This window comes from Alcaligenes sp. 13f (assembly GCF_020496585.1).
In the GTDB taxonomy this organism is placed as follows: domain Bacteria; phylum Pseudomonadota; class Gammaproteobacteria; order Burkholderiales; family Burkholderiaceae_B; genus Alcaligenes; species Alcaligenes phenolicus.
Map to the genome: position 1 here is coordinate 1 of NZ_JAHKKC010000006.1, position 11,035 is coordinate 11,035.

10 protein-coding genes are annotated in these 11,035 nt (G+C 55.7%); 6 read left to right on the forward strand and 4 right to left on the reverse strand.

The genetic code is table 11. The annotated features are described in order from the left end of the window. Positions 1–181: 181 nt before the first annotated feature. Together KOE80_RS06285 and KOE80_RS06290 are read right to left on the reverse strand one after the other, a co-directional pair. Positions 182–1,498, reverse strand: coding sequence for a M20 metallopeptidase family protein (locus KOE80_RS06285; RefSeq protein WP_026482608.1), 1,317 nt, complete (start codon positions 1,496–1,498; stop codon positions 182–184). 132 nt (positions 1,499–1,630) lie between these two features. Next, positions 1,631–2,404, reverse strand: a complete 774-nt coding sequence (locus tag KOE80_RS06290; RefSeq protein ID WP_226348644.1) for an AraC family transcriptional regulator — start codon at positions 2,402–2,404, stop codon at positions 1,631–1,633. 97 nt (positions 2,405–2,501) lie between these two features. Between KOE80_RS06290 and KOE80_RS06295 the strand changes: the two genes are divergently transcribed. The 6 genes from KOE80_RS06295 (at position 2,502) to KOE80_RS06320 (ending at position 8,587) form a co-directional block, all read left to right on the forward strand. Further along, positions 2,502–3,626, forward strand: a complete 1,125-nt coding sequence (locus KOE80_RS06295) for an MFS transporter (RefSeq protein WP_226348645.1) — start codon at positions 2,502–2,504, stop codon at positions 3,624–3,626. Between the two features lie 170 nt (positions 3,627–3,796). Then, positions 3,797–5,035 carry an MFS transporter gene (locus KOE80_RS06300; protein ID WP_226348646.1) on the forward strand — a complete coding sequence of 413 codons (1,239 nt, stop codon included), beginning with the start codon at positions 3,797–3,799 and terminating at the stop codon, positions 5,033–5,035. Between the two features lie 4 nt (positions 5,036–5,039). After that, positions 5,040–5,903, forward strand: a complete 864-nt coding sequence (locus tag KOE80_RS06305) for an alpha/beta hydrolase (protein WP_162090358.1) — start codon at positions 5,040–5,042, stop codon at positions 5,901–5,903. After that, positions 5,900–6,892, forward strand: coding sequence for a VOC family protein (locus KOE80_RS06310; protein ID WP_226348647.1), 993 nt, complete (start codon positions 5,900–5,902; stop codon positions 6,890–6,892). The genes KOE80_RS06305 and KOE80_RS06310 overlap by 4 nt, the downstream gene beginning before the upstream one ends. Positions 6,893–6,902: 10 nt before the next feature. Continuing rightward, positions 6,903–8,060: an FAD-dependent monooxygenase gene (locus tag KOE80_RS06315; RefSeq protein ID WP_045931363.1), complete on the forward strand. Its 1,158-nt coding sequence runs from the start codon at positions 6,903–6,905 to the stop codon at positions 8,058–8,060. A 71-nt stretch (positions 8,061–8,131) separates the two neighbouring features. After that, on the forward strand, positions 8,132–8,587 hold the full coding sequence (locus KOE80_RS06320) for a MarR family winged helix-turn-helix transcriptional regulator (protein WP_035273713.1): 456 nt from the start codon (positions 8,132–8,134) through the stop codon (positions 8,585–8,587). Positions 8,588–8,595: 8 nt separating this feature from the next. Here KOE80_RS06320 and nudC read toward each other — a convergent pair whose 3' ends face one another. After that, entirely contained in the window at positions 8,596–9,357 is a 762-nt protein-coding gene (gene nudC / locus KOE80_RS06325) for an NAD(+) diphosphatase (protein ID WP_060185054.1), read from the reverse strand. Positions 9,358–9,968: 611 nt separating this feature from the next. Then, on the reverse strand, positions 9,969–10,901 hold the full coding sequence (locus KOE80_RS06330; RefSeq protein ID WP_063690191.1) for a YicC/YloC family endoribonuclease: 933 nt from the start codon (positions 10,899–10,901) through the stop codon (positions 9,969–9,971). Positions 10,902–11,035: the final 134 nt, after the last annotated feature.

The following is an 11,035-nucleotide window of genomic DNA, read 5'->3' on the forward strand; positions in this document are numbered from 1 at the left end:
GGTCGCCCGGAACCAAGGAGTCCAGCGTGACCATTTCCCATTCATGTTGATAAGCAGTCGGGGTCTTAAGCATGAACGTATTATGAACAAGCCTGCTGTTTTATGGGAGGGTTTGTCAGCAGTCTGACCGCGCCGTAAATGGCGCGGTTTTTTTGTTCTCCATCTGAAACCATCAAGATGGCTACGGTTTTTTGTGATCCATCATATAAGTCAAAGAGCTGGCCACCAAAGCACGAGTGCCGATGCGCAAAGCCTTTTCATCAATCATGAATTCAGGCGAATGGTTAGGTGCTCCCATCTTGTCCGAATAGGGCGAGGCGTTCAGACGCCAGAAAACCACGGGCACGTTCTTGCCAAACGCACCGAAGTCCTCGGAGCCCATGCCAGGAGCCACTTCCTTGGCACCAATCCCGTCAGTAGCCAGATCCAAAGCTGGAATCACGGTTTGGGTGGCTTTAGGATCGCTGACCAGAACTTCATAGCCCGTGTCGATACGCACAGTGGCCTTCAAATCATGGTTCGCAGCAATGTTTTGCGCATAACGCTGAATCAGCTCATGTGCCGTTGCCTGGTTCTGCTTGGACAAGGAGCGCACGGTGCCGCTGATGTCAGCACTTTCTGGCAATACATTGGGGCGGTTACCGCTTTGCAACGAGCCTACCGTCACTACTGTGGTGCCGTCCTGGGGATTGGTACGCTGGGCAATGATGTTGTTCAAGGCCACAACGGTTTCAGCCGCAGCAACCACGGGCGAGGCCGCATTCCAGGGCGAGGAGCCATGGCCGCCTTTACCAGCCAAAGAGATGGAGAACACATCGCCACTGGCCATCAGGCTGCCTTGGCGGTAGCCGATACTGCCAGCAGGGTAGGAGGGTCCAATGTGCTGGCCCATCACCACATCCACTTTAGGCTGGTCCAGCACGCCTTCGGCCATCATGGCGTTGGCACCGCTCAAAGGTTTGCCAGGGCCTTGTTCTTCCGCAGGCTGGAACAGCAGCACAATCGTGCCGGGCAGTTCATCGCGCATGTCCGAAAACACCTTGGCTGCGCCTAACAACATGGCCACGTGAGTATCATGACCGCAAGCGTGCGATACCGACACTTCCTTGCCTTGCCAGGTGCCTTTGGCAACGGACTTGAAGGGCAGGTCATTGCGTTCCTGTACAGGCAGGGCATCCATATCGGCTCGCAGGGCCACAACCGGGCCCGGCTTTCCACCTTTCAATACGGCCTTGACGCCAGTTTGCGCAATGCCGGTCTGGATCTGATAACCGGGCATCGTTTCCAAGGCCGCCTTGATATAGGCGGCTGTGTTGTGCTCTTGGTAAGACAACTCGGGATTCTGGTGAATGTGGCGGCGCCATTCAATAACCTGCTGCTCCAGCGCATCGGCCTTGCTCAAAGCCGTATCCATCATGGGATTGCTGGCTTGCGCCAAAGCCGTACCGGCCATTAAACATGTTGCTGCCAACAGGCTCAGGCGAAATGAATGCTTCATAGGGTCCCCTCTCTTTTTTAGTCGTAATAGCGACTGATCATAGCACTGCCATATACAGTAAACGGAGCAATTCTTTGACACTTATACTAGTTGAATCCCCTAGTGCAGTGCGATGCTTATCCTTATAAAGGGCTAATCAAAATAGCGTTTTTGCCGACCGTAATGGCCGGGAGTCAGCCCTGTCTGCTCCTTGAAAAAGGCAATAAAAGCGCTGTCGCTGGCAAAGCCCAGGTCCGCAGCCAGGCGGGTCACCTGGCCCCCGGTAGAAAGTTGCTCAATTGCCTTGAGCAAACGCCATTGCTGTCGCCACTGTTGGTAATTCAGGCCGGTATTCCGCTTGAACAATCGGCTGATTGTTTTCTCGCTCGCTCCCAAATAACTTGCCAATTCATTCAGGGCGGGGGGCAGCGTATCCAGCGGGATTTGCCGTAAGCGGCTATCTTGGGGCAAGGGCAAAAACAGGGCTTGATCGGGTGCGCGTTGCAGCTCGTCCAGCAAGACCAGCATGACATGCAAGCCCGGAGGCTGATCCCAGTTTTCATCCAGATCCGCTTGAGCGATACGGTCCAGCGCGGCGGTCAGCAAATCGTTCGCTGCCAGCAACTGGACCTCCAGGGGTAAATCAGGGTAGTGGGTCGGGTCCAGATACACCGATCGGTAATCTACTTGTTCGCTCATTTGCGCCTGATGCGGCAGCAAAGCGGGAATCCAGATCAAGCGCCCTGGCGGCAACAAACACAATTGCTGATCCAGGGTGACAGTAATGCAGCCGCTGTGCGTGTACAGGATCTGACCCCAGGGATGTTGGTGCAGGCCGGAATCATGTTGCGCCAAACGGGCGGCAATACCCAGCACATGGCGGCCTGTCAGATCGGGAAAGGGGGCACTGACTTCTAACCAAGGCATGATTGTCCGATTTCATGGGTTTTTAATCAGAATACGTGTAATAGAAAAAAATGACCAGAGCTACGCTGATTCTTTTCAAATTGATGTGTGAATTGACATGACTCGTTTTCTTCTCTTGATGATCGCTCTGATCATGTTTCCGCAGGTGGTGGAGACCGCCTATAGCCCCGCCTTGCCGCTTATTGCCCAGAGCTACGCGGTATCGGCCAGTGAGGCGGGGCAAACCTTGTCCGTCTACTTTATTGCCTTTGCGCTCGGTGTACTGTTCTGGGGTTGGCTATGCGACCGGGCAGGGCGCAGGCCAACTGTTCTGGCTGGTTTGACGGTGTATGGACTGGGCTGTCTGCTGGCCCTGTTCAGCCCGAACTTCACTGTGCTCTTGTTGGCCCGCATGATTAGCGCATTTGGTGCGGCGGTCGGCTCCATTGGCGTGCAAACCATGTTGCGGGACCGTTATCAGGCCGAAGAACTGGCCAAGATTTTCGGCACCATTGGAGCGGCGCTGGCGCTAAGTCCTTTGCTGGGTTTGGTCATGGGTGTGGTCCTGTCCTCGGGTGCTGAAGTGATGCCAGTTTTCATCGGCTTGCTGGTTCTGGCCTTGGTTCTGCTGGGCATCAGCCTATTGCAGCTTCCTGAAACCTGCCCCGCACAAATTCAGCACAGCAGTTTGTGGCAGGTTCTGATTCGCTTGTTGAAAGATCCCGCGATCTGGCAATCGGCCTTGCTGGTAGCTTTGTTCAACACCACGATTTTTGCGTTTTATCAATGGGCTCCCTTCTTGCTGCAAGGCCTGGGCTCGGACAACCGACCCATGATGATTGCTGGTGTCCTGTTGGCTGCGGGCACGTTCATGGGTGCGTTTTTGAACCGCCGCTGGCTGGCAGCGGGGCAGTCATCTCACCATCTGATCTGGCGAGGCATCGCGCTATTGGCGGTATCGGCTGTTGGTCTGGAATTTGCAGGCAAACACCTGATTTTTCTGCTACCGGCCATGCTGCTTGCGCTGGCTTACGCGGTCGCCATTCCTAACCTTTTGTCCGGCGCCTTGCAGCACTATCGCTCGGTAGCGGGTATGGCAGGTGCGGTCTTTGGCCTGATGTACAGCCTTCTGCTGGGTCTGGGCTTGGCCTTGTCAGCCTTGTGGGGGGATCTGGCTGATGTGACCCTTATTTGTGCCGTTCTGGCCGCTATTTGCCTGGCTTTACCCCTGAAAAGGACCTGAGAAAAACCCTGACATGCCATTCGTAAGGCCCCTCACCATAGGGTATATACCAATACATATGTATTGACATAGATTAAGCCGAATCACCATAATCCTTCATGTTTAAAGCAATTAAAGAGTGTGTCTGACAAGCACTCTGCTTGAACATTTATCCAAAAGGAGAGGATGACATGGTGGAACAGGGGGTTATGGGTAGTCCGCTCGACAAGGCCAAGCCACGCGGCACAGTGGCCTTGCTCATGCTGTTGATGGCCGTGATGGGCGAAATGTGCCTGGCGGCCGACTTTTATGGCTTTGCAGCCGTTATCAAAATTGTGTCGGCAGACCTGTCACTTAGCCCCGCGCAAGCTGGCTTGGTGCAGGGCGCTTTCGGTGTTTCGTTCGCGCTGGGCATGTTGTTCTGGGCACCACGTGGTCGTTCCATGAGTTCGGCCCGTTTGTACCTGATTGGCTTGGGTGGCAGCGGCTTGCTGATGCTGTTGCAAACTCAGGCGCAAGATTTCGCGCAGCTCTTTCTGCTACGTCTGGTTGTGGGCTTTTTTGACTCCGCCGTCTGGGTCGGGTCCATGAAAATCGTCATGCAGTGGTTTGCGCCACGCCGCCAGGGCCTGGTGCTGGGCATTATTCTGGCCGCCTATTCGCTGGCCATTACCCTGGATTTTGCCCTGGGTCTGCCTTACGCCATGGCGCATGGCTGGCGCGCTTTCTTTCTGGTTCTGGGCGGGCTGACGTTAAGCGCCTGTTTGATCACGCAACTGGTGGTACGCGCCGGTCCTTATCAAGATCCACACGACAAGATCAAAACCGATGCCGGTGTGTTGCGCTCCATTGCTGCACGTCCCTGGATTTGGGTGGGCATTCTGGCGATTTTTGGTGCCTTGTTCTCGGTTGCGGCAACGGCTACCTGGTTGATTCCTGCCCTGATTGATGTGCAGAAAATGGCCCCCGAACAGGCTCCCTTGTTCGGCACCATCATGGGTTTGTCCCAAGTCTTTTTCCTGATTCTGGGTGGTTACGTCAGCGATCGCTTCACCCGTGTTGGCGTGATGCGTGTGGGCATGTGGCTCACCATTCTGGCGGCCAGCGCCTGCGTTCTGGTTGCCTGGCAGGCATTGCCCTACAGCGGCTTGCTGATCGTGGCCATTCTTTGCGGCGTAGGGGTGTTTCATGGCGGCGCCATTTTCAGCTACGTGGGTGAACGCTATGGCGTGAACCTGGGCCCTTGTGCCGCTGGCTATGCCGAGATGGGCGGTGTGTTCGCCACCTTCGTCGCACCGTCCTTGTTGGGCCTGCTGCTGAGCCTGACTGGTTCCTACATCTGGGCCTTTGGCAGCTTCCTGGCTGTGGAAGTGCTGGTCTTCATTGGTTTCCTCCTATTGAACCGCTTGCCATCGGCACAGGCGGAATAAAGAAATGAACAAACTCGTTTTCGATCCGGCAGACCTGGAGCAATACCGGCTCCAGGCCTCGGTGGCTGATTTTGACGCTGAAATGGCCGCCTACAAGCAGGCCAGCGAACGGGCCCGCGCTGCCTTGGGCACCTGTTTCAGCACCCACGCTTACGGTGATGACCCGGCAGAAAAACTGGATATCTATGCGGCCAGCCAGGCCGGTGCCCCGGTTTATCTCTTCATTCATGGTGGCTACTGGCGCATGTTGTCCAAGGACGACTCGGCCATGATGGCGCAAAGCCTGCATGCCGCCGGTGCCACGGTGATTTGCCTGGACTACGGTCTGGCTCCGGCTTACCGCTTGCCGCAAATCGTGGCGCAATGCGAACGCGCCTTGCAATGGGTTCACGCCCACGCAGCGCAATTTAATGGCGACCCGCAGCGTATTCATATCAGTGGCAGCTCGGCAGGAGGCCATTTAAGCGGCATGTTGCTGGCGGCCGATGCCCAACGTGAACAGCGTCTGATCCACAGCGCCAGCATTCTCAGCGGCGTGATGGATTTGCATCCCATCTTGCAGACCGCCGTGAATGACTGGCTGCAGCTGGACGAAGAACAAGCCCAACGTTACAGCCCGGCCTTGCATCCCCCCGCGCAGGGAGTTCCTGTGCTGGTGGCCTGGGGCGCACTGGAACCGGCCGTCATGCAAGAACAAAGCCGTCACTACGCCCGGCAATGCGAGCTGGCGGGCTGCCTGTTGCAAAGCATGGCCGTGCCGAACCGTAATCATTTCAACGTCTTGATGGATCTGGAACAGAGCGACAGCGCATTGACGCTGGCCGTGTTGCAGACCATGAATCGTCATACCCAGGAGGAGAGACTATGACACAAGCAACTTCCCACTCCACCCAAACCGCGTGCTTTGAGCCCCGCCGTCTGGGCCACGTCAACCTGTGGGTTGATGAGCTGCAACGCGGTGAAAATTTTTACAGCCAGGTTTGCGGCCTGAAAGTGGAATTTACCGAACCTGATCTGGTGGCCACTTTTTTGGGTACCGGCCACACGCCTCATGACCTGGGCATGATGGAAACGACCAAAGGCGTGAATCGCTATGGCCGCGATGGTCTGCTGCAACTGCCCGGAACAATCGGCCTGAAACCCGGCCTGAATCACCTGGCCTGGGAGCTGGAAAACGAGGCTGAACTGGTTGCAGGCTGGAAGCGCGCAAAAGAGCAGGGGCGCGACATTGACATGACCGTGGATCACCAAGTGGCCCATAGCGTCTATATGTTTGACCCCGATGGCAACTACAACGAGTTCTACTGCGACACCATTAAAGACTGGCGTAGCGTGCTGGGTGGCCCCATGGAGTTGCTGACCAGCCGCTGGGACCCTGAAAGCCAGGAACCCTTTACCGAAGGCCGCTACGATTCCGACCCGATTCTGGAAACCGTGGCCGACGCCCCGGTGCAACCACGCCGCGTCACCCACGCCGTATTGCGTACCGCCCAACTGGACGCCATGCGCCGCTTCTATACCGACGTCGGTGGCCTGGAAGTAGTTTATGAAAACGAACACGTTGTCTACTTGCGTGCCGGTCTGGCCAATTATGATTACAGCCTGATCCTGGTCCGTGACGAAGAAGCCTCCTTCTCGCATGGCAGTTTCGAGCTGGCCAGCGTCCAGGATCTGGAACAAACACTGGAGCGCCTGAAAGCCCGGAACATCACTCCCGTTCACGATGTAAATCTGCCTTGGAAGCGCGCTTTCTTCTTGCGTGATCCCGATGGTTTGCTCAGCGAGTGGTACGTGAATCTGGCTGGCGACCGCGTTCTGGATAGCAATCACTCTTTGCCTTTGTGGGCGCAAGTTTAAGGAAATCAGCATGTCCGATAAAAAACTAAGTGCCTTGATCGCAGGCGGTGGCCTGGGTGGCTTGGCAACCGCCGCCGCTTTGGCGCAACGCGGCTGGGATGTCACCGTACTGGAACGCCAGTCTGAATTGCGCGCCAATGGCTCCGGTATCTATATCTGGGAAAACGGCCTGCGCGTTCTGAAAGCCCTGGGGGCTTACGAACAAGCGATTGAAGGCGCTTTCTACGGTAGCCATTTTGAGCAGCGCGATCTGAATAATGAAGTTATCGATTGCGGCCCCACACCGCCCGATCGTCGCCTGATTACCGTGATGCGCTCGCAATTGCTGAAATCGCTGGAGCAAGCGGGCAAGCGCGCGGGCGTGAAAGTTCGCACCAATGTCGAAGTCATCGCCGCCAGCGCACGCGGGGAAGTTCAACTGGCCTCGGGCGAGCGTCTACGCGCTGATCTGGTCGTGGGTGCCGATGGTATCTGGTCGCGCATCCGCCAATCTCTGGGTCTGGAACTGGTGCACGAGCAAACCCGTGAGGGAGCCCTGCGCACCATGATCGAGCGCAAGCCAGGCGACACCGATGAACAAGATGCTCAAAAATACATCGAGAACTGGAACGGTCTGCATCGCTTGCTGATTACGCCGGTCAGCGAAACCCAAACCTATCTGGCCCTGACTTGCCCGCACGACGATGTGCGCGCCAGCAATACCCAGATCGACAAGGAATACTGGTCCGCCTTGTTCCCGCATTGGGCGCACCTGATTGAACGTGCTGATGGCCCGGTCAGTTGGGGTCGTTACAGTGTGACGCGTTGCAAAACCTGGTCCAGTGGACGCACGGCGATTCTGGGTGATGCCGCCCACGCTCAACCGCCCAACCTGGGGCAGGGTGGGGGCATGGCCATGCAAAATGGTCTGGCTCTGGCCACCTTCCTGGAAAAGGTACAGGATGCGCGCGATATCCCTGAAGCTCTGGAAGCCTGGGAAAACAATGAACGCGAGATTGTGGAGCACTGCCAGAAGTGGTCCTGTCTGTATGGCGAGATCAGTGCCTTGCCCGATGCCGTGCGTACGCAGGTCGTGCGTTCTGCCATGGCCAATCCCTGGAGCTACGCGCAGATTTTCCGCGCCGCCAGTCACACGCCTACCGGAACCGTCCAAGCAGAGCTCTGCTAGTATACTGACGGTCCGCTTGTCGCTCCGGTTTCATGGGGCGGCAAGCGCAGGACTGACTCTCCCAAGGCATTATGAGCAAAACTCCCGTCTCCATCCCTGACAGCAGCGTAGAAACCAATCTGGCTTTCCAGATGGCCAACATTATCTACAAGTTGGACCAAACGCTAAGATCGACCACCCTGCGTGAACACAATATGACCTATGTACACTTTCGGGTCTTGCAGTACCTGTGGGATAAGGACGGGCGCAGCATCGGGGAAATTGCCAAGGCCATCGTGGTACATCAGCCGGTCTTGAGCCGGGTGATTGACCAAATGGAAGAACGCGAATTGGTGCAGCGCCGCACGGACGAAAACGACAGCCGCTATATGCGTGTGTACCTGAGCGAAACAGGCCGTGAGCGCTATGCGCAAGTCTGGCCCGCCGCCAAAAAAATGATTGATGATGCTCTGTCGGTGCTCAATCCGAATGAGCGCGAGGATTTGGGCCGTATGCTGCGCAATGTCGCCGCCCATCTGGCAACCTGAGTCGCGCTTTAAGTCTTGGCCTGGCCCGGTAAATTGGCCCGAATCAAACGGCCCGCAATGGAGTCTGTATGGGGCAGATCGGGCAGGGCGTCACCCGGGCCAAACCAGCGCGCGTCATTGATTTCGTCAGCTTGAATGCGCAAATCCCCCCCGGCGTACTCGGCGGTATAAGCCACCATTAAAGAATGTGGGAAAGGCCAGGACTGACTGCCGAAATACTGAATATTGTCCACGCGCAGCCCCACTTCCTCCATAACCTCACGGTGAATGGCTTCTTCCAGGTTTTCACCGGCTTCCACAAACCCGGCCAGAGCCGTGTAGCGCGCCGTCGCGTAAGTGGAGTGACTGGCCAACAAGATACGGTCCTTGTCGCGGATCAGTACCATCATGGCCGGGGAGATGCGGGGATAGGCCGAGAAACCACAAGAGGTGCAGCGAAAGCACAGTTCATGCTTCACACGCTCCATGGTCGAACCGCACACACCACAGTAACGATGGCTGCGCGCCCATTCCGAGACTTGAAAAGCCCGATTCACCATACTGGCTTGATCTCCCAACTGCGACAGCACGCCGCGCAAGTGACGGAAGGTAAAGCCATCCGGAGCCGGGGTCTCGGCCGCTACGTGGCAGGCAAAATCCTGACAATCGTCACCTGGAGAAAGAGCATGCCATTGCGCCGGCGCTAAATCCAGTGCGGGTTTGGCAGGAATCAAGGCTTGTCCTTCCTGGCTGCTGACCAATATTTCATTTTCACGAAAAATGAAATTCATGTGTTTTCTGTCCTTTAATAAGCCGCCTAAGAGCAGCACAGCGCTGGCTATTGTACGGGAAGGACGGAGGCAGAAAAAAGCGGAGAAAAACCCAAGGGGCCGAGCAGGGCATTCAGACAGCGGCCAGAAAAAACCGCCGTTTTAAAACCAGAAACACAACTGTCAAAAAGGTGACGTGTTACCTGGCCTTGTCGAGAAAATCCCAGGACAAAACCGGCAAGCCACCTAATTAGCAGACAGATAATTAAGCATGAATTTATTTAAAACCGGTGATTCGTTTTTAAACTTTTAAAATCGGATTCATTATTTATAAAAACCATTTCTTATTTTTGTTTTATTTTTTTGTTTTAAAAATCGCTATTTTATTTTTATATATTAAGGCGGCTTATAAAGTGTCTGTATTTATTCCTGGCTTTACTAGACCACTTTCAAAAAAAACAGCAGCAGAGAGTTTAGGGCTGTTCAGAAAAAGCCCACAAAAAAACCGCCTGGCCTGAGCAAGACGGTTTTCTTGAAAAAACCGCATAAAACCTGGGGTTTACGGCGGTTTAAGCACACAGCAACTGAAGAAACAAACAGCTGGCAGACAAAAAATACGCTGCTGGCTGGTTTTACTCGATGTTTTGGGTCTGTTCGCGCAGCTGCTCAATGCACAGCTTCAGGTCGATAGAGGCACGCGTCATGTCCATGCTGCCTGCCTTGGAACCCAGGGTATTGGCCTCACGGTTCATCTCCTGGAACAGGAAGTCCAAACGCTTGCCGGTACTGCCTTGGCGCGTGCTTTTCTTGTTGGACGCCACACTGGTATCGCCGTTCAGAATCAGCTCCAGCTCGGTCAAATGCGAACGCAGGCGAGCAAGTTCCTCGGCCACATCAATACGCAGGGAGAAAACAGCCGCTTCCTGGGCGACGCGGGCAGACAGCTCTTCGCCCGAAATCAGGGCAAAACCATCCGGGCTGGCTTGCAGCAAGGCGTCATGCAAGCGGGTGGCAATCTTGTTCTTTTGCTCGGTCAGAATCGAGGGCAGGTGCTGCTCGACCTCGTCCACAATGGCGCTCATGTCCTGGCGAATATCCAGCATGGCTTGTGCCAGACGCTGGCCTTCGCGCTCTCGGGTCGCCTGAAAATCCTGCAAGGCCGCCTCGAAAGCCTGGCTGATCATGGGCAGCCAGACTTCGGGGTCCATGCCCGAATTATTGCCGCTTTGATTGCTCAACAAGGTATGCAGCTCCGGTGCAGGCAGGTCAGGAATGGCGACGCGAGCCACTTGCAGCATCTGTGCCGTGCGCTCCACCGCTTCCATATCCAGGCTGCGTTGCTGATCCGTGCCGCTACGGGCAAAGTTGACCCGCAATTCCAGCTTGCCGCGCTGTACGCCCTGGGCGGCCAGCTCGCGCAGCAGATTCTCCGCAAAGCGCAGTTCCTCGGGCAAACGCAGATTCAGGTCCAGAAAGCGGTTGTTGACGCTGCGCATCTCGATATTGATGGTGCCTGCTTCGGACTCGGCCTTGGCGCTGCCAAACGCGGTCATGCTACGGATCATGGGTGGGTCACTTTAAGAATGGAATAAAGCCGCCAATTGTACTCTCAGGTCCCGGCTTTGGCCGCTCCTCTTGCCGCGACAAAGCTCTATACTTCAGGTATTCAAGGCCTCCAAGGGCCGATTTTTTTATCATC